The sequence below is a fragment of the Wolbachia endosymbiont (group B) of Sphaerophoria taeniata genome (genome assembly GCF_947179355.1).
Taxonomy (GTDB): Bacteria; Pseudomonadota; Alphaproteobacteria; order Rickettsiales; family Anaplasmataceae; genus Wolbachia.
This window is the reverse complement of sequence record NZ_CAMXAW010000002.1, coordinates 528,966-552,937: the sequence shown is the minus strand read 5'-3', so window position 1 is coordinate 552,937 and position 23,972 is coordinate 528,966. Positions and strand designations below refer to the sequence as shown.

The 23,972-nt window shown below is 35.0% G+C and carries 17 protein-coding genes, 1 tRNA gene and 2 pseudogenes; 13 read left to right on the top strand and 7 right to left on the bottom strand.

The features are described 5' to 3' along the window. Window positions 1–138: 138 nt before the first annotated feature. The 3 genes from ONG75_RS03700 (at window position 139) to ONG75_RS03690 (ending at window position 4,049) form a co-directional block, all read left to right on the top strand. Window positions 139–594: an Hsp20/alpha crystallin family protein gene (locus ONG75_RS03700; protein ID WP_017532141.1), complete on the top strand. Its 456-nt coding sequence runs from the start codon at window positions 139–141 to the stop codon at window positions 592–594. A 624-nt stretch (window positions 595–1,218) separates the two neighbouring features. After that, entirely contained in the window at window positions 1,219–2,601 is a 1,383-nt protein-coding gene (gene tnpC / locus ONG75_RS03695; RefSeq protein ID WP_264375454.1) for an IS66 family transposase, read from the top strand. Window positions 2,602–2,939: 338 nt separating this feature from the next. Then, the gene (locus ONG75_RS03690; protein WP_264375557.1) at window positions 2,940–4,049 is read left to right on the top strand and encodes a hypothetical protein; all 1,110 of its coding nucleotides are present in this window, start codon (window positions 2,940–2,942) and stop codon (window positions 4,047–4,049) included. Between the two features lie 12 nt (window positions 4,050–4,061). On the opposite strand, the gene ONG75_RS03685 is transcribed toward ONG75_RS03690, so the two are convergent. The 5 genes from ONG75_RS03685 to ONG75_RS03665 are packed head-to-tail and all read right to left on the bottom strand — an operon-like array spanning window position 4,062 to window position 9,164. Next, a complete protein-coding gene (locus ONG75_RS03685; protein WP_264375809.1) occupies window positions 4,062–6,077 on the bottom strand; it encodes an AAA family ATPase in 2,016 nt (671 codons plus the stop codon). A 23-nt stretch (window positions 6,078–6,100) separates the two neighbouring features. Next, entirely contained in the window at window positions 6,101–7,315 is a 1,215-nt protein-coding gene (locus tag ONG75_RS03680) for an AAA family ATPase (RefSeq protein ID WP_264375808.1), read from the bottom strand. After that, window positions 7,312–7,800, bottom strand: coding sequence for a hypothetical protein (locus tag ONG75_RS03675; protein WP_264375552.1), 489 nt, complete (start codon window positions 7,798–7,800; stop codon window positions 7,312–7,314). Before ONG75_RS03675 ends, ONG75_RS03680 begins: the two co-directional genes overlap by 4 nt. 23 nt (window positions 7,801–7,823) lie before the next feature. Then, window positions 7,824–8,621 (bottom strand): ATP-binding protein, encoded by a 798-nt coding sequence (locus ONG75_RS03670; protein WP_264375551.1) that lies wholly within the window; start codon window positions 8,619–8,621, stop codon window positions 7,824–7,826. 51 nt (window positions 8,622–8,672) lie between these two features. Next, window positions 8,673–9,164 (bottom strand): sigma-70 family RNA polymerase sigma factor, encoded by a 492-nt coding sequence (locus ONG75_RS03665; protein ID WP_264375550.1) that lies wholly within the window; start codon window positions 9,162–9,164, stop codon window positions 8,673–8,675. 870 nt (window positions 9,165–10,034) lie between these two features. Between ONG75_RS03665 and ONG75_RS03660 the strand changes: the two are divergent. The 4 genes and pseudogenes from ONG75_RS03660 to ONG75_RS03645 form a co-directional block, all read left to right on the top strand. Further along, a pseudogene (locus tag ONG75_RS03660) lies at window positions 10,035–10,172 on the top strand (Holliday junction resolvase); the annotation flags it as partial. Between the two features lie 448 nt (window positions 10,173–10,620). Further along, window positions 10,621–12,090, top strand: coding sequence for a group II intron reverse transcriptase/maturase (ltrA, locus tag ONG75_RS03655; protein WP_264375419.1), 1,470 nt, complete (start codon window positions 10,621–10,623; stop codon window positions 12,088–12,090). Between the two features lie 62 nt (window positions 12,091–12,152). Then, window positions 12,153–12,932: pseudogene (locus ONG75_RS03650) on the top strand (phage portal protein); the annotation flags it as partial. A gap of 53 nt (window positions 12,933–12,985) precedes the next feature. Continuing rightward, window positions 12,986–13,435: an ankyrin repeat domain-containing protein gene (locus ONG75_RS03645; protein ID WP_064085664.1), complete on the top strand. Its 450-nt coding sequence runs from the start codon at window positions 12,986–12,988 to the stop codon at window positions 13,433–13,435. Between the two features lie 69 nt (window positions 13,436–13,504). Here the strand turns inward: ONG75_RS03645 and ONG75_RS03640 are convergent, their stop codons facing one another. Next, on the bottom strand, window positions 13,505–15,985 hold the full coding sequence (locus ONG75_RS03640) for an AsmA-like C-terminal region-containing protein (RefSeq protein WP_264375807.1): 2,481 nt from the start codon (window positions 15,983–15,985) through the stop codon (window positions 13,505–13,507). A 396-nt stretch (window positions 15,986–16,381) separates the two neighbouring features. Continuing rightward, entirely contained in the window at window positions 16,382–17,878 is a 1,497-nt protein-coding gene (gene murJ / locus ONG75_RS03635) for a murein biosynthesis integral membrane protein MurJ (protein WP_026092648.1), read from the bottom strand. Window positions 17,879–18,022: 144 nt separating this feature from the next. On the opposite strand from murJ, the gene ONG75_RS03630 reads away from it, so the two are divergent. The 6 genes from ONG75_RS03630 (at window position 18,023) to ONG75_RS03605 (ending at window position 23,970) form a co-directional block, all read left to right on the top strand. After that, window positions 18,023–18,098, top strand: a tRNA-His gene (locus ONG75_RS03630). 147 nt (window positions 18,099–18,245) lie between these two features. Continuing rightward, the gene (locus ONG75_RS03625; protein WP_264375806.1) at window positions 18,246–18,806 is read left to right on the top strand and encodes a hypothetical protein; all 561 of its coding nucleotides are present in this window, start codon (window positions 18,246–18,248) and stop codon (window positions 18,804–18,806) included. 89 nt (window positions 18,807–18,895) lie between these two features. Next, window positions 18,896–20,944 (top strand): tRNA uridine-5-carboxymethylaminomethyl(34) synthesis enzyme MnmG, encoded by a 2,049-nt coding sequence (gene mnmG / locus ONG75_RS03620; RefSeq protein ID WP_264375805.1) that lies wholly within the window; start codon window positions 18,896–18,898, stop codon window positions 20,942–20,944. 1 nt (window position 20,945) lies between these two features. Further along, a complete protein-coding gene (locus ONG75_RS03615) occupies window positions 20,946–22,742 on the top strand; it encodes an aminopeptidase P family protein (protein WP_264375804.1) in 1,797 nt (598 codons plus the stop codon). Window positions 22,743–22,836: 94 nt separating this feature from the next. Next, window positions 22,837–23,217: a hypothetical protein gene (locus tag ONG75_RS03610; protein WP_264375803.1), complete on the top strand. Its 381-nt coding sequence runs from the start codon at window positions 22,837–22,839 to the stop codon at window positions 23,215–23,217. Window positions 23,218–23,325: 108 nt separating this feature from the next. Beyond that, window positions 23,326–23,970 carry an alpha/beta hydrolase gene (locus tag ONG75_RS03605; RefSeq protein WP_064085659.1) on the top strand — a complete coding sequence of 215 codons (645 nt, stop codon included), beginning with the start codon at window positions 23,326–23,328 and terminating at the stop codon, window positions 23,968–23,970. Window positions 23,971–23,972 lie beyond the last annotated feature (2 nt).

The following is a 23,972-nucleotide window of genomic DNA, read 5'->3' as shown; positions in this document are numbered from 1 at the left end:
TCCAAACAAGATTTTTTCTCATAATCAAGTTATAGTAAACGGGGAAAATTTTTCGCATCTAAAAAATTTTAGATTTAGGATTGAAATTAATAAGTGGAGTGATTATGTAATGCATGTATTAGTAAAAGGAGGTACAACATGAGTAATATAGTTCATTTAAATAAAAACAATAATCGTGATAATTTTAGTGTAAGAGGGTTACAAAGAGCCGTTGATGACATATTTGATAGCTTTTTTACAGGATGGAACCCAGAGCTTTCCAAAAGAGGCAGTAGTCTACTACCAGTTTGTGATTTTTATGAAACAAAGGAAAGCTATTGCCTATCATTAGAGTTACCAGGTATTCCTAAAGAAAGCATAGACATTAGTATATCTGGCGATAACTTAATAGTGAAGGGTGAAAAAACATGTAATAATGAATCAAAAGATAAGCAGTTTTACCATAAAGAAAGGTACTATGGTTCTTTCTATAGATCTATTCAACTTCCAACAAATGTAGAGCAAGATAAGGTATCTGCCAACTTTTTAGATGGAGTATTGCATGTAACCATACCTAAATCAGAGAAACACATCAAGAAAATTGATGTAAAGTAACCAGTAAGTAATAGCAGGCTTCTGACCTTGAGGCTTGCTATTTTAATATCTGTTCAGCAGAGTGGCAAAATAAGGTAAACGAGAAAAGACAACTAAATGAGTGTCATGAAAGTAGCTGATGCTGGCTCCCTTATGAAGGTGTCATCTTAGCACCCAGACACTGATTTTTTAATTGAAAATGTTGTCTTGTTTGTGATAAATTTTGCTCGATGCCAGTGTCGAGCACTGGCATGACATTATAGAAGCTGGAATTACAGTGTCAGCTACTTGAATGACAATATTTGCTGTGTAATTTACCTTAAAAAATGAATATTCCTACAGCTACGTGTAAGCTACTTTCATGATACTCATTTACTTGTCTTTTTTGCCACTTTGCTGAACAGATATGTAAAATATGAAAAAAATACCAATAAAAAAAGGCCGTATTAACTTTAACAATTTAAAATGATTTAATGTGAAAACCATAGGCGCCAATTGTTTTTTTAACTTAAAAATAAAAGTCAAGTATCAGGAATTCTAGACATAAACCCTCCTATATGAATAAAGGTATCCGTTCAGCGGAGTGGCAGAATAAGGTAGACAAGGTGATCTAAAAAGATAATCATAGAGCAAAAGTGAGGTAATGTGGTAAACCTTTTAGAGCTTTGCAAAAATTTACAGCAAAAAATAGAAAAGTTAGAAGCAAAAATAGAAAAGCTGGAAAGGGAGAATGAAAGTTTAAAAGCAGAGAACAAGGCTTTAAAGATAGAGAACGCTGAATTAAAGGAAAGGCTTGGTTTAAACTCGAAAAATTCATCTCTACCAAGCTCTAGAGAGTTGTACAAAATAAAAAAGGACAAGCCAAAGAGCGACAGAAACGTTGGTGGTCAGGTTGGTCATAAAGGAAGTTTTCGCGCCAAAATGGATGCAGATGAGGTGATAAAAGTAAAGTTGTCATCTACTTGTGAATGCGGAGGAGGGATTGCAATATGCAATGGACCGTACATTCATCAAAAAGTTGATCTTCCGGAAATTAGGCCTTATGTAGTGGAATATCAGATGGAGCATGGTCGTTGCCGGAGATGCGGAAAAAGAAGAAGCAGTAAGTTACCAGAAGGTGTTACGTCAGATACATTTGGTCCAAGGGTTAAGTCAATAATTGCAGCGTTCAGCGGATTCTACAAAAATTCAAAACGCGAAATAGCGAGTGTCGTAAATGATATCTTCAATTTGAACATAAGCGTCGTTAGCATATCAAATAGTGAACATAGAGTTGCTTCAAAATGCAAAAAAATGTATGAGCAGATCGAACAAGAGATAAGTAGGAGTAAAGTTCTACATATTGATGAAACGAGCCATTATAACAAAGGTAAACTCGCTTGGTGTTGGATGTTTGCAAGCAATACGGCAAGTTTTGTGAAGTTGACAGAGTCAAGAGGAATGAAAGTTTTAAAAAATAACGCATGCTGCAATCATAATAGCTTAGTGGTAACCGACAGGTACGCAGTATACAATTACTTTGCTGATGAAAAAAGGCAAATCTGCTGGGCACACTTAGCAAGGGATTTTGAAAGATTAGCGCATAGTTGGAATATTGAAGTCAAAGTTCTTGGCTGTTACTTAAGAAATGTAGCTACTGAATTATTTGCACTAAAAAAGGCTTTGCTAAAAAATGAGATAGATGTTTTTAGATTTGCCAGACGTGCCAGAAAGTTGCGAAAACGTACAAGGTATTACTTGAAGGAAATATCCTACTTACCTGAAGCAATTGGAGCCTCTCGAGTTGCGAAAAATATTTTGAAATCTGAAAGAATGATGTGGAATTTTTTAGATGACCCAAAAAACATTCCGCTGACAAACAACCATGCTGAACAGCAGATACGGCATTATGTCGTTTACCGCAAAAATTCGTATTTTACACAATCAAAGCGGGGAAATGCATTCCTTGAACGGATAATTTCGTTATACTTAACATGGAAACAAAGGGGTCTCAATCCTTTCCAAAACCTCTTATCTATTGTTTCTTAAACCACTCTCCTGAACGGATACTAAATTTCTTCAAGCATGTATAGAGGGTTCTGATCCTAATATTTGTATATTTGAGTTAAATTTTAAGTCAGATTATTTTAAGAATAGTAATACATATCTTACTTTAAGTGTAAAGCCGTATGATTCTATTGCACCAGAGTTACATATTTTAAAGCCATCTATTGGCAATATACTACAATCTATTCAATCAGCTAAAGTAATGTTCCAAAACAAAAAGGTAACATTTTCTTTCAAAATAAGTGGGGAAGTTTATTATTCAGAGCATCCACTCAATAAAAAAGAAAGAGAGGACCTGAAGAAACATATGGAACAATCTTATGGTCTTAAAATTCTTTCACGAGCAAATTGCTGATCTTTTAAGTTCAAATAGTTCTTGGGTTAATCCAAGTCAAAATCACATTAAAGCAGCAAGATACTTATTTGATCTTGGATGGATACAAATGCAAGAAAGGTATTATATTGTTTGCTCTTGTGAAGAAGATTATCTTGATTGGCCAAATGTAATTGATCCAAGTTGTAGCAATGAGATTTTCATTGATCCAGACTTTGATGAAGCATGTGATGACGCTATTTGTGAAAACTGTTCTCGTCATATTTTGCCTAACACTTATCAAAAACAGAGATTTCATCTCTTATCCATATACTTAAATACAGAGAAAATCATAGACTGGTTTGAAACAAAGTTGAATGATTCAAGACTTATGTGGGAAAAAGTAGAAAAAGGAGTTTATTATGTTTGTAATCAAGGTCGTACTGTAAATCTAATAATCCTTGATTTTTGTACTGATGCAATATTTCTAACTATAGATAAACTTAGAGTCCATCCAACAGTTCTCATTACTCTAAAAAAAGATATACCGAATCTATTATTGAGCCTATATGTAGTGCGAATGGTAGAACTGTTTTGTCAGCTTAAGACTTTAACTGAGATATTTCAAGAAGCAGCTAAAAGAGGAGTACCAGAGGTAGTAGAAAATACTTCTTTGCAAGTTTTACCAGCTTCATATATTTCGCTTAAACGTGTTGAACCAATTATACCAACAAAGCTTTTGGAGTTACAGGTAGTTAAAGGTATGGTATATGTTAATAGCGTTGAAGTTATAAATAAAAAAGCTGTGTCATGTCTTAATATTTTTCGAATATTGTTCAAGCAATTTTTACATGACTGTGAAAAAGAATTACCACCTGAAAAACATACACTTCTCAATATTAATCAGTTAGAAAAACTCTTGGGACTTAGTTTAGAAGCAGATTTAGAACATCAAATCAGAAAACCATTAAATAAAATGCAAAGAACAATCAAAACTACACTTGCTGAGAGATTAGGATTAAGTATTGAACGTGATGATGTGATACAAACCCTTGGTTGGCAAAGATCATCACATGGTTATCGTATTAACCCTTTTACTTTGACTATAAAAAAATAGAATTTCCTGATTTTAAAAATTTTCAGCTCCATGAGTAAATTTTCCAACTCCACGTGCAAATGGTCCTGTTTTTACATCAAGCCATTTATCTTCTTTTGAACCATTAGCCATTCCTTTAACTATTTGCTTTGCTTGTAAAAGCTCTTGAACTATACGCTCTAGTCTATCCCTTCCCATACTATGAAAAACTTCAGGCAGTCTATGTCGTTGTTTATGTATTCCTGCACTTCCTGTGTGAGTAAATGGATGTCCTGAAATAGCAGCTCGCGCAATTGAATCAATAAGATATATTTTAAGATCCTTATCACTAGTATTTTGAGCTTTTAATTGTTCAGTGATGTCTTCTAATAGCCCTGTTTCTTCATTTCTCAGATAAGTACGTACAGTACGATCAGCCAGGCCATTTGCCTTAACAACAGCTCCATAAAATAAAGCATTTTGTCTTGGGATTTTTCCAATTGACCTAAAAATCATTGGTTTAGTCATATCTTCAACAGGCCAAAAAGCAAAAGAACACCTGACTCCATTTACGAGAGCAGAAGTGCCTCGAATAGCATCTCGTGCTTGCTCTACTGTTGATATAGGCTTTTCTCCCTTCAGCTTTCTCATATGATGTGCAGTAATTATTGAAGCTCCAGTGCTACATGCTAAATCAGATAATAAACACATGAGATAATCCCCTACTGCTGGATCAGCATTTAAATCTGCATGAATGAAAGAAGCAAGGGGATCAAATATAATGAGCTTTAAATCCTTTATCCTGCTCAGCTGCTTCATTACCAACTCAAATTCTGGAGATATTTCTACAACTTTACCGCGAACGTTCTTAAGTATGGTAAGAGATCCTCCGATGTTTGGTAATGGTACAATAAATAGCCTACCTTTATATTTCAATCTCTCGCATTTTGGATCAAGTCGTTCTAAGCGACGATGTATTTCATTTGTATCATCCTCCGCAGAAAATACCACCACAGATCCATGTTCAGTAACAAGTGGACCAAATCCGCATACCTGATCTATGCTACCTGCAACCTTGAGGGCTAGGTCAAGAAGTAGCATACCTTTGCCTGTATCTCCCATTGCAGCCAAAATGGAGGTTACACCCAAAGGAAATAATCCTTCAACCAAGAATCTTTGCTTTGGTACTGGGCCTACAAAACGCTCTACGCTCCAGCTAAAAATATCAAGTGGTGGTTTAATAATTATTTTTCTTGAGTTTTTTTCGATAAATTCTTCAATATTTATTCCCTCTAACACACAATCAGCAGCATCCCAACTCTTTGGTTTATTCGGTGGAATCTTAAGCGTAGCAAGTGATGCAACACCAAGTTCTAAAAGTCTCTTTTCAGCGTTTTTGGTATATTTATTACCTGCTTCATCGTTGTCTGGCCAAATAATAATATGCTTGCCCTTAAGCGGAGTCCAATCTGTTTTATCAATAGGCGCATTTGCTCCAAACATTGCTGTTGTTGCAGTTATTCCTTTCTCTATAAGTGCTTCTGCGCATTTTTCTCCTTCAACCAGAACAACCTTATCAGATTTTAAAATACCTGGAATGTTGTAGAGTGGCCTTATTTCTGGCTCTTTGAATCTTTGTTTTTTAACATCAAATGGTTTAAACTGTTTTTTCTCTAAAGGAGGATCATAACGGTAGACTATTACAATCAATTGGTTACTTTCATCGTAGTAGTTCCAACTACAAGTCAGGTATTGTTCTAGATTTCTAATATTATTTTTTTCTTTGATGCCAAGCCATTCACTTATTGAGAGCATTACTTCAGGAAACTCTGTTTTTGCATTCTTCCCGTGTACTGTTGCCCAAAGGTCAATAATGTCACCACCTTCTCCTGTTGCAAAATCTTTCCATAATCCAGCTCTTTCACCTGTTAACTCTATTACAGTGCTTTTGCCTTTGTTACCCTGTACATCACCTACATAAAACTTATCACCACGAAATGTCCCTCTTGGTAGTAGATGAAAAAGACAAGATCTGATATTTTGCAAAAGCTGAGTCTTTAGCTCTACCATAGTATCCGTTTTTTGCGGACAAGTTAAGCCGTAGCTATAATTTTAGAATTCTGCCAACGCCCATTTACCCTGCTAATGAATTTTGCTGGTATTGATTTACCGTTTCTTAGCTCATATACTACTTGCAAGACATTTGCACATTTATTTGGTTGAAACATTACCATACCAGATGTATAAAAACTTCTTAAAGCATTAGCACCAATTAAAGCTTGAAAAGGACTTTTTGCGAGTGTAGCTGTGGATACTTTTCTGGTATGACGTGTAATAATGATTCCAGCCATAGGATTAATTACAGAACGTAGTTTTTCTACTCTGCTTTGCAGGCCAGAAAACATATTTTCATAGTCAAGAGAATCCAAAACGATAAGATCTATCGTTTTAAATTTTTCTCCTATGATATCTTTTATTCTCTCTATACCTTCATCATTTAAAGTTAATCTCATCTTTGTAGTAACAATCAAGTTTTCCTCTGCTAGATTTGGCAGCCTTTGATTAGTTATGATTTGTTGTATGCGTTCCCTGATATAATTGTACTCCATCTCATTTTGCAGATAGACTATTTTTAGTGGCCTTGCTGACTTCATCTTAAGAAACGACACTCCTGCTGCAAGATGTGCAAGCAAAGAGAGAAGAAAATAACTTTTGCCAACCTTTGGAGTACCACCAATGACTAAAAGACCACCTGGAGTGAGAATTCGTGGAGCTATTATGTCCTCTGGTATTGGTGATTGATCACTCAAGTACTGCTTTACAGAAAATATTTTTTCTTCTCTTTTTTCTCCACTCTTTGATTTTTTATTGAGCCACTTTCTAGCAGAATATATATCACCCTTAATTAAAATCCAAAGATCAATAATATCACCACCAGTTCCTTCGGTAAAATTACGCCAATCACCAGCTTCCTTACCTACTATTTTAACTGTAATTGTATTTCCATTTAAGTCTCCAATATAAGTTTTTTCTCGGTAAAACTCACCATTTGGAAGTAGGTAAGAAACACACTCCTTGATATTATCAATTAATAATGCTTTTATCTTTTCTTGCTTTTTAGACATAAAATTCCCATACATATTTTTCATACGTGTAAAGTTGAGATTAGCTAGCTCACAAACAGTTTCAAAAGATTTTGAATTCAGCCAATGAATTGCTTCTTTTCTTAGCTTTGGGTTTTTTCCTACTGAATCCTGAATACCTCTAGTAACGACAGCAGACCAAAGCTTTTCCTCGTCGTACTTCAAAATGGAATCCTGTCAATCTCGTAATTTTTACGATATTCTGGAGTAATTACCGAGGCAATTTTGTTCTTCTCTCCATATTCATCAGTTATAACACCTACCTTTACTGTAAACTCCAACCCATTTAATTCTGCAATTGAATTTAGCTTACGAGCAAGGATTGCACTTTCTGAATTGTCATGTGGATGAATGTCGCGTGCCGATTCCAAGATACTGCGAAGCATAGAGCGACCCATTTCTCCCCAAGTATCTTCTGCTTTATTACTTTTAATACCAATTATTTGGTAAATCTTGTGCTTTTCATATAGACCTTCAATAACGGTAAATTCTGTATTTAAATAAATGCTACCGGTAGTGGGGCTTTTAGTAAACCAATGCTCATAACCTCCAGGCTTGATTGTCATTTTTACCTTTACTATTGTACCTTTTGGTATCAATCTACTTTGCGGTTTTACAGTGTTAAAATCAGTTAATAGGTTTTGTAACATATATCACTCTCCATGTTTAAATTTTAAAACTTGCTTTTAATCTTTGTAAGCAGCTTGCCTAAATGCGGTTCTTCAACCATACTCAGGCGTCCGCTGCGGTCTTTAGCTGGGTATCCCCAAGGGTTTAAAGTGTGGCAAACAAAAGAGCGCTTCTCCGTTCCATCATCTTTCTTGATTCCAACCATACTGATTACTTCGTCAACTATCCCAGGAATTTCACTGGCAGTTTTAGTTCCTTCGCATTGAGGTAGCCAAATTGGACGATTGAAATCATCGAGATATTGACCTAAAGTGCCAACTATGATGATGTCTTTGTCTCTGATGTGTTGAAATTGATTGAGCCAAGCCATCATTTCCTGAGCAAGTAATCCATATGCAGCTCTCATGTCCTGTTTTCCCGATCTCTCAGAAAAAGCCTCAGGTTGCATTTTTGCCCATAATAGACATAAACGTGAAGCAACGGTTATACTATCTACAAAGATGCATCGGTATTTAGAAAACTCAGGGAAAAGATCTTTGTACTTACCAGATACATGTTCATGGTGTCTTTGGCTATATGCTTGATCATACTTCAGCGCAGGATTAGGCCCCCCTATAAGACAAGCAATATCTCTAGCTTCATTCCAAGTGCGAAGACTAATTGAATCTCCTTGCCAATCTTGAACAGCAAGAAGCCCTGCTTCAAAATCAAGGCAAAGTGTTGGTTCATCTACGGTCTTTAGGAGACTTGTTTTACCAATACCATAAGGACCAAAGATGACCATTTTTACAGTTGATATTGTTTGCAATCTTTCATTATTATTCAAAATTTTAAGAACCATTATTTATCCATGCTACGATGTATATATATACAAGAAAGGCAAAAATTTTGTTCAATTTTTCTTTTTGCCTTCGTAGTAAATAGGAGAAAGTTTGGCACGTATCTTCTTGATAATATTGTTTAAAGTGGTTCTTGAAACGTTGTTCATTTTGGCAACTTCATGTAAGTTAAAAAATTTAAGTTGCTCACATATATTTTGCCATTCCTTTGGTAAAACCGAGATCATATAGTCTACATCAATGCGTTTTGTTATTTCATCCTCAAGTAGCTCTGTTACATCGATACTAATATAGTTATTGATATCGCGTTTTGCACATCGCTGTTTCTTTAACAGGTTAATAGCTTTATTTTCAGTTAATCTTGCTACAAAGGTGTTAAAGCTACTTTTATCTTCATCATACTGATCAAGGCATGGCCAAATTTCACAGAAGAGTTCTTGTTCAAGGTCTTCGTTATTCTCATCAATAAAGCACTTAGCAAGTTTTAGTCTATAGGCTTGGTATTTTACGTTTTTAACAATTATAGCTATATTTTTTAATTTCATGGTTTTCCCTAAAACAAATTAATGCTTTAAGGATGGAAGTTATTAATGCCCTTATGTAGGACAGGAGCAAAAATAAATAATACTGATGCAATTTTTAATCTATTGATATTCTATTGTTTTTTTTTGAGAATAATACTGATGCAATTTAAAATAATACAGTTCAGGTTTTTGGAACCTATTTTGAATGGATTTCAATATTTTTAAGAATGGGTAGCTCAGGCTTCCTAAAGTTATATTAAAAACATATAAGAATTTCATATTTTGAAATTCAATATCACCTAAAGAGCTAAAAATGTGGATTTCGCTATTAAAAGAATAGCTTAAATTTTTAAGAGGAAAATAGTTGAAAAGTATGCTCTCTATAACCTTAAGTTCCGTTCCTAATTACTGGCTTCCTAAATCAGGAATTAGGAATCAGGAATCTAGAACTAGCCTATATGGCGAGTTTTCACCATGCGTTCCTAAAACCGTTCCTAGGAACGGCATATCTGAAGTCCGCCAATATGGGGGATTCTAGCTTCCTGAAACCCTTATATATAATATATATATATAATACATATATAAAAATATACACATATATAAAAACATATAAAATATAAAAGTAGAATAATAAAAAAACCTCTAAAAGTAAAAAAATCATGTTTAGAAGGTTTTCAAATTCGAGAAAAATTTTTCAAAAATTGAAGATTTTTTGGACGAAAATTTTTCCAATCTTGTATATATATACGTAACCAACAATTGAAAGGCTTGGCAAGCAAACTGACTGTAAAAGAGTTTTCATATTAGTTGTTAAATTTCGAAAATTAAAGATTTTTTGGACGTAATTTTTTCAAATCTTGTATATATATGTACTCGGCAATTGAAAGGGGAATGCTTACACTAGATCTTGGTAAACAAACTGGTTGGACTATTTTACATGATGGAATAGTACAAAGTGGAAGTAAGAGTTTTCATGTTAGCAGGTTTAGTGGTGGTGGAATGCAGTTTTTAAATTTTCGTAATTGGCTGTGTGTCCAGAGAAGGCAAGTATGTTCAGTGGGAGGTAGACCCACCAGGATAAAAGTCGAAGTCCTGTAGCTAGGGTAGCAATGTGGAGGGAAAGCAAAATGTTGAAGCCTACCGACAACGTTATCATAGGATAATGGCGAATTACCAGGCCGTAGCGAAAGCAAACATATAGGTGGCCTCGAAAACGATAAGAACTGAAGGCTGAGCCAGCGGTCAATGGGCGAAAGCAGAATAGGCAGTTGAAAAACGACTGATACAATTGTTCTACTTCAGCGGGGTGGTAGTGATAGCATGGTAATGAGGACATACAAAGCAACTGGAGAAGCCCTCCTCATCCCAAGGAGAAATACCTTGGAGTGGTAGGTTCTATAACTGGAAAACAGGAAAAGAACCGAAGATGAGAGGGTGGCGGATGGGTGCGTAGTAGTAAAGAAGTGAGGTAACTCTCATGGAGCAAAGGCACCCTACTAGTAGAAATCTTTTAACAAAAAGGAAGGTAAAGGTAAAAATGATAAAAATGCCAATAAAATTACAAGACCTGAGAAGAAAGATATATACCAAAGCGAAAACAGAACCGGAATGGCGATTCTGGGGAATCTATGTTCACGTCTGCAAGATGGAGACACTAGAAGAAGCATATAAGCTGACAAAGAAGAGCAAAGGGGCACCAGGAATAGACGGGGTGACATTTGAATCGATAGAGGCAGAAGGCTTAGAAAAGTATCTTCAACAAATAAGACACGAACTAATAACCAAAACCTATAGCCCAAATAGGAACCGGAGGAAGGAAATACCAAAAGTTGGGGGAAAACTCAGAACGTTGAACATACCCTGCATCCGGGACAGAATAGTGCAAACAGCACTGAAGCTAATACTTGAACCAATATTTGAATCTGACTTTCAGGACGGATCATATGGATATAGACCTAGGAGAAAAGCGCATGAAGCAATTGATAAAGTATCGAAAGCAGCAATCAAAGGCAATACAAAAGTTATTGACATAGATCTGAAATCCTACTTCGACAATGTGCGACACCATATTCTTATGGAAAAGATTTCCAAAAGAGTAAATGATAAAGAAATCATGCACTTGATCAAGCTAATCCTCAAAGTAGGAGGGAAACGAGGAATAGCGCAAGGATCACCACTTTCACCACTAATAAGCAATATATACCTAAATGAGGTAGATAAAATGCTAGAGAAGGCAAAAGAGGTGACAAAAGAGGGAAAATATCGACATATAGAATACGCCAGATGGGCAGACGATTTAGTGATACTGATAGATGGGCACCAGAGATGGGAATGGCTAGAAAAATTAGTGTATAGAAGAGTACAAGAAGAATTAGCAAAACTAAAGGTAGAAGTAAATAAAGAAAAGACAAAAGTAATTAACCTAAAGGAAAGAGAGACATTCAGCTTTCTAGGATTTGATTTTCGAGAGAAGATCACAAAACAAGGAAAGTGGAGGGTACAAACAACACCACAGATGAAAGCGCGGACAAACTTACTTCAAAAATTGAAGGAGGTATTTCGCGACCACAAATCGCAACCAATATGGAAAGTGATAAATATCATTAATCCAATACTGAGAGGGTGGACAAACTACTTTAGGATAGGAAACTCAGGTCGAAACTTTAACTACGTGAAACTATGGGTAGAGAAGAAAGTAAGACGCAAATTAATGAAAGCTAGAAAAGCAAAAGGATTTGGCTGGGAGAGGTGGAGTAGCGAATGGATATACGAAACACTAGGTCTATATAAAGACTATAGATTAAGATATTACGTTCCGAAAGCAGCCCCAGTACAAGATGTTATAAACTTTGGTAAGAATCTGCTAGGAAAGCGTAGTGCGGGAAAACTGCATGCTGCGTTTGACGAGGCGGGAGCTGGAAACGTAAACATGGGAATTTTGGATTGAGGCCCAACATGAAAATAATGGATCAGCCACCAAGCCCTAAAGAGGCGCGCCAGTTCTCGACCCTACCGGGGAGAAGTAACGTTCCTTATGCCTATCGTTATACCGTAAATAACAACAGTTATGACTTTAAAGTTGATAAATTGACTGGGCGTTCAACAGTACTGCATCTTAAAACCTTTAACCCTTTGAATGATTGGTATGGACTTTCACCAATTGAGGCAGCTGCATATAGTATAGATCAGCATAATCAGGCTGGTGCTTGGAATCAGGCAATGCTGCAAAATGGAGCAAGACCAAGTGGTGCAATAGTTGTAAAATCAGAAAAGGATGGAAGTGGTGGAAACTTAAGTCAAGAGCAATATCAACGCTTAAAAGCACAGATAAACGATCATTATTCAGGTCCTGTTAACGCTGGAAGACCAATATTACTTGAAGGGGGCTTAGAGTGGAAGGAAATGAGCTTATCACCGAGAGATATGGATTTTATTGAGTCTAAACACAGCTCAGCTCGTGATATTGCACTGGCTTTTGGCGTTCCGCCGCAGTTGCTTGGCATACCAGGTGATAATACTTATAGCAATTTGATCGAAGCACGTCTTTCCCTTTGGGAACAGACGATTTTACCAACGCTAGAAAATATTATCTGTCACCTGAATTCTTGGCTAGTGCCCAAGTTTGGTAAAGATTTATGTTTGTCATATGATAAAGACGCGATAGAAATTCTAATGGAGAAAAGACAAAAGATGTGGAAATACGTGCAAAACGCAAGCTTCATGACGCTCAATGAAAAAAGAGAAGCTTTTGGCTTGCCACCGTTACCCGGTGGTGATAAGTTGAATTGATATTTATATAGTGTAGATATTTATACTAAGCTGTAATAAACTGGGGGTATTTTATGTATCAAGAACAAGGAAATTCAGTAAGTAATTCTCGATTTACTCTTCCTCATATAGAATTGTTATCGACATGCAAAGCGAATGTTAATGCAGCAGATCATAAGGGTGCTACTCCCTTACATTATGCTGCTTGCGGAAACCGCTTAGAGGAAATGAAATTATTGCTTAAAAACGGAGCGAGTGTTAATGCAGTAGATCATAATGACGCTACTCCCTTACATTATGCTGCTTGCGGAAACCGCTTAGAGGAAATGAAATTATTGCTTAAAAACGGAGCAAATGTTAATGCAGTGGACAATTCTGGTTTTACTCCTTTGCATTTGTCTGTTTGTGAAGGCTACACGGAGATAACACAGTTATTGCTTGGAGAGACAGAGAGTCCAAGCACAAGCTGCAGCGACGCAAGCATTGAGAATGTACAAACAATCAATCAGTCTTATCATTGGTGAGAGTAGAACATCTTTTACTAAGGTCTAACTTAAAGATAGATGGTCCCTTAAATCCTACATCTAAATGAGTTAACTATTTTTCTTGCTAACTAAGGTGTTGTAAATTTGGTCTACATCAAAACTCATCTTAGGGCACCAAATAGGGCCATCTAAGTGTGCCTCGATATAAAGAGGACTATTATGATTTGGTAGTATGAAAAAGAGTCTGAATATAGAAGTTAAGGAGAAATTAGATAAGATTAAATTAGAAGAGATAGAACCTGATGCTTGATCGATACTAAACTGTGAACTAGTTGAACATACACCACTGTTAATACTTACTTTTCCATTAATATTTTCAAAAAGCGTACTGCCATTATATATATCAACGTAAGCAAGCTTGGAAATTTCAGGTTTATTCTTACTGCTTAACAACTTAGTGATGAATGAATTAAAATCCACATTTGTAAACTCTATTTTCTGTGCTTGAAAGTTTACATTTCCTGATAAGTTACTAGCCCAATCATCAAAGCTTGTCCCTTGAGTTTTGATTTCACCACTTAAGCTTATCTTGCCATTTATGTTATTAACTCCTATAACTTCCTTGGTGTCCAAATTTGCAATAGAAAATTTTGTGTGAATTGAGCCTGCTTTTAGATAACCCTGAAAAAACATTTGTCCATGTTCTAGTATGTAACTTATCTGTTTGATAGTGATAGTGTTGTTTCTTATCACTGTATCCAAGTTAAAATCTTTTAAGACGTTTTGCCCAATTTTAAATTCTGTAGTTTTGATTTCCACGTTTGCATCAAAATCTCCTTTCTCATCTAAAAAATTAAGCTGCTTTGTTGACCATTGAATTTGATTTATTTCATTTCTTGAGTTTCTTTTTACCTCTAATAGTTTTGGTAATTTAAAGATATTTCCATTAAATTTATTACCTGTAAGGTTTACGTCTAATAAAGGCTTAGTGTATTTTTGATCCACTAATATTTTTACACTACCGGTAATGTCGAAATTTTCTCCGAATAACTTTATTTGATCTGCAACTAGCTTGTTCTCTTGTATTTTTAATGAAAAATCCAAATCTTCAATTTTTGTACCATTGAATATAGAATCTTTAACACTAGTTCTTATATTTACATCATATTTAAGATTTTTCAGCCATTGCACTTTGCTGAATAATGAATAATCATATTTATCTATATTAATGTTATGTATGCTAAATTTGCTATCGATCATATTGTGTTTTTTTGTGTGATTTACCTTAATTGATCCTTGCCAAGATTCTTTGTTATTTAGCAATCTGATATCTGAAAGAGATAATATTCTAGGTGCTAAATATAGTTTAGAACTTGCTGTAAATTGACTTTTCTCTCTTTCTTGCATCTTGATAGAAGGTAAAATATGTGAAATGAACGACTCACCCTTTATCAATATATCACCATTAAATTCAGACAAGTTGCCATTGTTTGAAACTCTTCCTGATAAGCGAGATATATTATTGGTTCCAGGAAATTGAAGAAGAGTATCAACGTTTATTTCGCCATTAGCAAATTTTAGCGTAGCATGAAATTTGTCTAATATCCTGTTTTGATATTGAATATTTGAAGCTTCCATATTAAAATCCAAGCTCAGGTTCTTTGGCACAACCTCTCTAAAAGATTCTAAAAGACCCTTCATATCTGTTGTTTTGTGTGAGCCGTTTTTTAGGTCGACTTTACTAAAACTAATATTGATGTTAGTATGATCACTTTTTCTATCATTTTGTATTATACCAGTGCCTTGAATGCTTTTGGACTCAATTTTTAAATCAGTTGCCGTAAACTCGCTTTCATTGAGATTGATATTGGATGATATCTCAATATTTTCGCTGGGAATCACATAAGAAAGGAAGCTAAGATTAATGATTTTTGCTAAATTGCTCACAGAACCGGAACTGTTATTGATTGTCAGTGTTAAATTACCCTGTTGATTTCTATTACCTTTAAATAGCAAATTTGCAAAATTTGAATCAACACTAATGTGTACATTATTTTTTGTGACATTAACCTTTCCAGAAAAATCGTAATTGTTGTCACCAATCTGTACTTCACCAAAAAACTGCTTATTTTTTTTTATAGCAACTTCCTTGATGTTAATAGTATCGGCGTTAAAACTTATTTGGCTGTCCTTTATTAATATATCAACTATATTATCATTGGCTTTCGTATTTATAATATTAAGTAAATTTTCTTTGTTGCTTTTCATGCCCAAAAATGAGATTGACTTTGGTTGCAATGAAAATGAAAACAACGATGGCCTTATTTCAATTTTTTTTGCACTAATTAAATCTGATAATTTTTGTTCCTTGTTTTTGTTATATTGTACATATACATTGTGAATAGTAAGTTTTGGAGTAATGAGCGAAACTTCAATTTTTCCTCCAACATGTACTTTAGCATCATACGTCTTCTCTAACTCTTTTACGATATATTCTCTGTAGCCACTCCAATCCTTAAAAGTTGCAGCAACGTGCATGAGAATTAATAGAAACAAGATTGATGATATGGCGTATAAAGAAAGTTTCATAATAGACCTCTCATTCCAGCATCCCTTCTCTTCTTGTCATCCCAGTCTGGGATCCAGGAAATTTGATTAGACATTAAGTTAATTAGCAAAAAAGTAGCTATTCTTATGTTAAAACACAGCATTTTTACATGAGAAGCTGGTCTGATGAGCACTGGGTTCCCAGTGGAAATTGCTCTCAAACCACAACACTCATACAGTTGTGTGTGTGACACTGTGATCCAGTGTGACTTAAATAAGGTTTTCCAGATTATATAATCAACAAAATTTCTGGATCCCAGTGTCAAGCACTGGGATGACAGGAATAGGTGCTGGGATGACAGGAATAGGTTATGGGATGAAAGGAGTGGATATTGGAATAGTAGCTGAAATGACATATAGCAATACAAAGGGTGTAATTTATACATATTTCAAATTATTCAAATTTCCTCTAAAAATTAGGTAAAGAGTGCTAGAATAAATAATAACACTCAAAGCTATTAAAGTTACTAAATAAACAATACGAGCTAGCCCTCTATCGAAAAACAACCCTGCTGATAAGTAATTAGAGAGATAAAGAACTATTGACATAACCAATGTTGCAGTGAGAATTTTTACAATATTTAGTAATAATGCTTGGCTAATCTTATACATCTTATTTATTGTTAAATAATTAATCAATAAAATAGAATTTATCCAAGTGGAAATGGAAGTAGCAATAGCAATTCCTATATGTTGGTATTTGTTCATTAATATGAGATTTAGTATTACATTAATTCCAAGGCAAGTTAATGAGAACATAGTTGGTATTTTTAGCTTTCCCCTAGCAAAGAATGTGGGTAGCAATACTTTATTTATAATAAATGCGGGTAAAGAAAGAGAAAATGCTACTAATGTAGGAACAGTTTGCTGCACTGCATAATAATCAAATCGGCCGTAAGAAAAAAGCGTAAGTAAAATTATGTCAGGAATAATGATAAAAGCAGCAGTTATTGGCATAATTAATATTAACCCTATATTAAGGGCCTTGTTCTGTATTTTGACTATATTCTCAGTATCATTTATTCGTTTTGAAATCAGAGGAAGAAGTACTGTACCAATTGCAGTGCCAATTACTCCTTGCGGTAGTTGATTTAGTCTATCGGCATAATATATATAAGAAACTGCATTTGGTATAAAACTCGCCATGATTGTGTCAATCCATACACTTATTTGTATTACACAATTGTTGATAATTGCAGGTATCACACGTTTAAAAAATAATTTTACTTCGTTACTTAATTCTAAACTAAAAGAAAAGAAAGCCTTTAATTTGTATGCACTAAATATTATTAAAAGTAGCTGCAAAATTCCTCCAATCAGGACGGCTATAGAAAGGTTATGAGCCGGTGTTTCAATGTAAGGTAAAAACAAACTGATGATTAAACAGAGGTTCAAAATGATTGGTGAAATAGCTGTTGAAGCAAAATGCTGTTTTACTTGCAACATTCCACCAATAAGTGATGCGATTGACACGAAGATTATGTAGGGCATCATAATTTTCGACAAAGTTACAGTAAAGGTAAATTTATTTTGGTCAAATCCAGGAGTGAAGATTTTGATCATGTAAGGGAAGAAGGTTTGTGTGATAAGGCAAAAAATTACTAGAATAATAAACGTAATGGATATTACACTACTTGCGAAATTAAATGCCTTTTTATTATCATATGACTCTGCAGAGTATAATGGTATGAATGAGGTAGTAAATGCTCCCTCTGCAAAAAACGATCGAAATAAATTAGCAAAGCGAAACGAGGAAAAGAATATATCTGCAAGAGAAGTTGCACCAATAACTGTAGCAATCAATACATCTCTTATTAGCCCTAAAATTCTTGAAATAGCTGTAAAAAAACTAAATGTGAAAATACTTTTAAACATATCACGATTTCAATACGATTAACTATAATGCTAAAAGCATAAATGAAAATGTTTATTCGCTAAACTTAAAACTCTATGCAAAAGTAGGTAGCTTAAATAATTAATTGACTATTTATGCTTGTGTGTTAGAAATTTTATACCTTGGCGGGCGTAGCTCAGTTGGTAGAGCGTCAGTTTGTGGTACTGAATGTCGCCAGTTCAATCCTGGTCGCTCGCCCCACTAAAAATTTCCACTTTACATAAATATAAACATTAGATATTTTTGCACGTCCGTTAGCATTCCTTGTTGCTTTAGTATTTAGATGGCGGAGGGGAAGTTTGCGATTTAGAGTAAAAATGATGCCTATTAATTAGTGAGAGGGATTGTATGTATATTTGTTTGTTAGCTTATAGTATAGTGTCAGCACTAGGAGTATTAGCTTGGTGGTTAAGTTTTGACACTTCATCACCTTTAGCCATAGGTGGAATTGCTGGTTGTATAGCTCCAGCATTGATTGCGATTTTTCACGTAGGATGTTTGCTATATAAGTTTTGCAAAAGAGATCCTATTGAGGAGGATCATGGAAAAGTAGCAAATTTTTTGAGTTTGATGATATCTACAAGCGCTGCAATTGGAGTTACACTTGCTGGAAGCATAGCTGCTATTTTTCCTAATCCAAAAATAGGATTTACATTAATAAGTGGAATGATAGGGCTGATAGCACCGATTTTAGGGCTTTTTGCAACTGTAGCTATAGTGCATTGTGTAGATGAAACAGCAATTAAATCTGCAGTAAGTGCAATTTCGATTACAGATTCTACATATGTCAAAATATCTCAGGAAGAAGAAGTAGATGAATGTATTACCTTTCCGGAAGAAGAAGTTAATAAAAGTATCATCTTTCCCAAAGTTGAAAAAGTTTTTTCTGCGAGAGAGACGGCAGTTTGAGCTAAGTTAGTGTGCAATGTTGTAATCTGTAAAATTTGACATCAATCACTGATAGTTGGAATATTATAGAGTAGGAATTACTCAAGAAGATGCATAAGTACGATGTAGTGGTAGTAGGTGGCGGTCATGCCGGGTGTGAAGCAGCTACAGCTGCAGCTCGCCTTGGTGCAAACACACTACTTATAACTCACAAAATTTCAACTATAGGAGAGATGTCTTGTAATCCAGCAATTGGAGGAGTTGCAAAGGGTGTTGTAGTTAGAGAAGTAGATGCCCTTGATGGAATAATGGGGAGAGCTATCGACCGAGCAAGCATACACTCGGTCGTTTTAAATGGCAGCAGAGGCGCAGCGGTATGGGGCCCACGTGCACAGGCAGACCGAAAATTATACAAAAAAGCAATACAGGAAATTATTCTAAATTATAACAACTTGACAGTAAAAGAAGAGTCAGTTGACGATTTTCTTATCGAAAGTGATAGCAATGGAGAATCTTATATAAAAGCTGTAATAACAGACTCAGGTGAACGTATACTGACAAGCAGAGTTGTTTTGACTACAGGGACTTTTTTACGTGGTGTGATTCATATAGGAGAGCAAACAACTCCTTCTGGAAGAATGGGGGATAAACCTGCAATAGAGCTTGCAAACACGCTAAAGAAGTATGATTTTAAACTGGGCAGATTACGTACCGGAACTCCACCGAGGCTTGATCGTGGCACTATAAACTGGTCGGTATTACAAGAACAAGTGGGTGACAATCCACCTACACCATTTTCTTATCTTACAGAGAAAATTAACCAGCCTCAGGTTTCATGTTTTATTACTCATACTAATGAACATACACACAAAGTAATTCGAGAGAATCTTCACAGATCAGCTTCTTCATATTTAGATAACGTTATTGCACCAAGATACTGCCCATCAATTGAAACTAAAGTTAAAAAATTTGCAGAAAAAAATAATCACCAAATATTTCTAGAACCAGAAGGGATTGATGATAACACTATATATCCAAATGGAATTTCAAATTCATTGCCCATCGAAGTGCAGTATGAAATGATAAAGAGTATAAAAGGGCTTGAAAATGCAGAAATATTAAGACCTGGATATGCAGTTGAATACGATTATATCGATCCACGAGAGCTATTTCATACTCTCGAAACTAAGAAAGTTAAAGGACTATATTTTGCTGGTCAAATTAATGGTACCACTGGATATGAAGAAGCAGCCGGGCAGGGAATTATTGCCGGAATCAATGCAGCATTCTCTTTATCTCAAAAAAGTTTTGTTCTTCATCGTACAGACTCATATATCGGTGTAATGATAGACGACTTGGTCACTAAGGGAATTGCTGAGCCTTACAGATTATTCACCTCGCGTGCAGAATATAGACTGGCAATCAGGTCAGATAATGCAGATAGAAGATTGACACAAAAAGGTTATGACATCTCTCTTGTGTCGCATGAGAGATACTCTGTTTTGCAGGGTAAACTTAAATCCATTAAGCAACTTAAGGAGAAATTAGAGAGCCTAACAATTACTCCTGAGCAGCTCAGGTCCTATGGCATTAAAATATCTTATGATGGAATAAGAAAAACAGCATTAGATTTGCTCGGTTATCCAAATATTGACTGGAATAAATTACGAGAAATATGGCCAGAGTTAAACATGGATTCCAGTGTCAGCTACTTGCATAACACCAAAGCACCTCTTCCTGTCATCCAAGTAGCTGACACTGGAATCCAGTACTTGAATGATGATAGAATGGATGCAGTTGACACTGAAAAAAATGTAGATTCCAGCGCCATGTGCTGTAATAACACTATAACTGATAGCATAGCCAAGAATGAAATATATGAAGCAGTTGCAATTGAAGCAAAATACAAGCCTTATTTAGTAAGACAAGAAGCAGATATGAAGTTTCTACAAGAGGAAGTTCATACTCAAATTCCAACTAATTTCAACTACTCACAGATTAAAGGCTTGTCAACTGAAGTGATAGAAAAGTTGCAGTCAATAAAGCCAGCAACAATTGGTATTGCGAAGCAAATACAAGGTATCACTCCAGCAGCGATAGTTAGCATATTAGTGTACCTTAGGAATAAGAAAACGAAAATAGCTGCTAATTCTGCGTAACATGTCAAAAATCGAAGAATTTCGCTCTTTTATGCACGAAATAAATGTTGATGCATTTATGTTACATACTAAAGACGAGTATTTAAATGAATATTCAAAAGAGTTAGCAGAGTTATGTGGCTTCACGGGAACAAATGGGCTACTTATCGTTACAAAGAGTAATAAGTGCCCATTTTTTACAGATGGACGCTATATCACACAAGCTCGCAGTCAGCTCGATCAGGGCAGTTTTCGAGTATATAATATACAAGAAGAGGATCCACACAAATGGGTAAAAGCAAACTTAACATTGACTACCTCACTGGGTTACTATCCGCAATATTTTACTATGAAGGACATAAGAAAATATGAAGGCATTTGTAAACTAGTACCATACTTAATTAAAAAAGATAGTAGTCATAAAGCACAAACAATAGTCTCACATGTATCTGGTGAGAGTAGTAAGGATAAATGTGAAAGAGTAGCTAAAAACATAGAGGCTGAAGCAGTGCTTCTGACTGATCCAAATTCAATTTCGTGGTTATTAAATTTAAGAAATGAAAGTTCTGAATATACTCCTTGTATATTGGGTCGTGCAATACTTTATAAAAACGGCAATGTTGATTTATTTATTCAAGATAAAGAACATTCAACTATAGAAGCAAATTTTGATAACCATATAAATGTTTTTGATATTAGTGAGCTAGAAAATTCACTACATAAGTTAAATTTGGTGGTGATAGATCCAAGCACGACTCCAATGAGCATTATGAATGCAATAGATCCCTTGTATAACCATTATTTAAATGAAAAATCAGCTTCGGTGTCATTCCAGTGCTTGACCAGAAATAAAAAAGCATGGATCCCAGTGTCAAGAACTGGGATGACAATAAGTAATGAAAGAGGTCTAATAGAAAATAAGCAGATAATTGAGAAGGAGGATCCTTGTTTGATTCACAAAGCAGTAAAAAATCAAACTGAAATAACTGGAGCTATAAGTGCGCACATCAAAGATGGAGTAGCAGTTATAAATTTTCTATATTGGCTTGAAAACAATATTGACAGTGAAATTACTGAGCTTGAAGCTGAAGAAAAAGTTTTAGAATACAGAAAAGAGCAGAATTTGTTTAAGCAATCGAGTTTTCCAACAATTTCAGCATTCAACGAGAATGGAGCAATCATTCATTACCGTGCAAGCAATAAGACAAATAAAGCTATTAAAAAAGATGGACTATATTTGATCGATTCTGGTGGTCAGTACCTTGATGGCACAACCGATGTTACAAGAACTATAGCAATTGGTAGTCCAACCAATGAGCAACGAGCTCACTACACAATAGTATTAAAAGCTCACATTGCGATAGCAAGTGCGGTCTTTCCTTCTGGCACTACTGGTGGAGAATTGGACATATTAGCGCGTATACATTTATGGAAATTTGGAATGGATTACATGCACGGTACAGGACATGGAGTAGGAAGTTACCTTTCGGTACACGAAGGACCGCAAGCAATATCAAGAGGAAATAAAGTGGAACTCATTCCAGGCATGATACTTTCTAACGAGCCTGGTTATTATATTCCAGGAAAGTATGGAATAAGAATTGAGAATCTGATGTATATTGAAAGGCGAGAAAACGTCTTTTTAAGCTTTAAACAATTGACCTCTGTTCCTTATGATAAAAAGCTAATAGATATACAAATGCTTACTGAAGATGAAGTTAAATGGATAAATAGCTATCACCAATTTGTTTATAAAAATATAGAAAATGGCATAAAAGATAAGGAATGGTTAAAGAGAGTATGTGAACCTTTAAAATAGTTAATTTGTCATTTAATCAAGTATTAATATAGTTGTTCTTGTATTGTTTTTAATTAAAAACAATATATAATATTAGTTTCAAATAGGTGTAATTATGACAGATAAAATGCAAGATGATGAATTTATGAAGCAGTACATGGATACTTGCAAAGAGCAAATAGAAAAATTGGCAAGCGACCCTAATTTGCTTCAACAGACCTTAAAGCCATTCATGCAAATGTCTCAGCAACTTATGGCTGGTGGTATGCTAGAAGGAAATATGCCTAGCATGATACCTGATATGGGTGGTATGGATATCAACAAGATGATTGCTCAAATGAAGGAAATGATTGACTACATAAAGGCTAATTATAGAGAGCTCATGAAAAAAGATAGCTCACAGATTCAAGAGCTTGATGAATCCAGTAAAAAGCTAAGAGGCTTAGTTAAAAAATTGATAGAAAAGATAGAAGAGGAAGGGAATAAAACTAAATAGTTTTATTTTAGTTGTTGCAAGTAGTATTTATTCATAGGTAAACATCTGGAGGCTGTAACAATAGTGAGGCTCAAATTTGGTATTACCATAAAATAAAGGGATGAAGAGATGATTGAACTACAAAGCCAAGAAATTTGTCCAAATGGAAATAAGAAAAATTTGATTATTTTTTTTCATGGTTGGGGTTCAAGTGGCGATAATTTCGCTCACCTTGCTAAAGTTATGAGCAAATTTTTACCCTATTCATGTTTTGTGGTACCGAATGCTCCGTTTGAGAGGGAAATAGGTGATGGTTATCAGTGGTTTAGTTTAGAGGATCGTAGTGAAGAAGCACTATATAATGGGGTGAAAAATGCTGCATCAATTGTAAATCATTTTATTGATACAAAATTAAAGGAGCTTAATTTAAAAGATACTCAGCTTTCTTTAGTTGGATTTTCTCAAGGGGCAATGCTTGCAATACATGTGGCTCTTACCCGGCTTCAGTCTTGTGCATCGGTTGTTGCGTATTCTGGTAGATTTCTTTCGCCTTCAAAAACTGCACCGGAGATCAAATCAAAACCTAACATATGTATTATTCATGGTGACGCTGATGATGTGGTACCTTTTTCTTCCCTTGATTTAGCGGTTAAAGCTCTGAAAGAAAATGGAGTAAACGCTCAAGGATACCCAATTCATGGATTAGGCCATATTATTAATGAAGAAGGAATAAGGTTAGGGGTTGAGTTTATCAAGAAGAATTTTGGAAATTAATT

Bases quoted from the DNA above. Each gene is read 5' to 3' on its own strand.
- ONG75_RS03700 (WP_017532141.1), top strand. From the start codon at position 139: ATGAGTAATATAGTTCATTTAAATAAAAACAATAATCGTGATAATTTT.
- ONG75_RS03690 (WP_264375557.1), top strand. From the start codon at position 2,940: ATGGTCTTAAAATTCTTTCACGAGCAAATTGCTGATCTTTTAAGTTCA.
- ONG75_RS03685 (WP_264375809.1), bottom strand. From the start codon at position 6,077: ATGGTAGAGCTAAAGACTCAGCTTTTGCAAAATATCAGATCTTGTCTT.
- ONG75_RS03675 (WP_264375552.1), bottom strand. From the start codon at position 7,800: ATGTTACAAAACCTATTAACTGATTTTAACACTGTAAAACCGCAAAGT.
- ONG75_RS03670 (WP_264375551.1), bottom strand. From the start codon at position 8,621: ATGGTTCTTAAAATTTTGAATAATAATGAAAGATTGCAAACAATATCA.
- ONG75_RS03665 (WP_264375550.1), bottom strand. From the start codon at position 9,164: ATGAAATTAAAAAATATAGCTATAATTGTTAAAAACGTAAAATACCAA.
- ltrA (WP_264375419.1), top strand. From the start codon at position 10,621: ATGGAGCAAAGGCACCCTACTAGTAGAAATCTTTTAACAAAAAGGAAG.
- ONG75_RS03645 (WP_064085664.1), top strand. From the start codon at position 12,986: ATGTATCAAGAACAAGGAAATTCAGTAAGTAATTCTCGATTTACTCTT.
- ONG75_RS03640 (WP_264375807.1), bottom strand. From the start codon at position 15,985: ATGAAACTTTCTTTATACGCCATATCATCAATCTTGTTTCTATTAATT.
- murJ (WP_026092648.1), bottom strand. From the start codon at position 17,878: ATGTTTAAAAGTATTTTCACATTTAGTTTTTTTACAGCTATTTCAAGA.
- ONG75_RS03625 (WP_264375806.1), top strand. From the start codon at position 18,246: ATGTATATTTGTTTGTTAGCTTATAGTATAGTGTCAGCACTAGGAGTA.
- mnmG (WP_264375805.1), top strand. From the start codon at position 18,896: ATGCATAAGTACGATGTAGTGGTAGTAGGTGGCGGTCATGCCGGGTGT.
- ONG75_RS03615 (WP_264375804.1), top strand. From the start codon at position 20,946: ATGTCAAAAATCGAAGAATTTCGCTCTTTTATGCACGAAATAAATGTT.
- ONG75_RS03610 (WP_264375803.1), top strand. From the start codon at position 22,837: ATGACAGATAAAATGCAAGATGATGAATTTATGAAGCAGTACATGGAT.
- ONG75_RS03605 (WP_064085659.1), top strand. From the start codon at position 23,326: ATGATTGAACTACAAAGCCAAGAAATTTGTCCAAATGGAAATAAGAAA.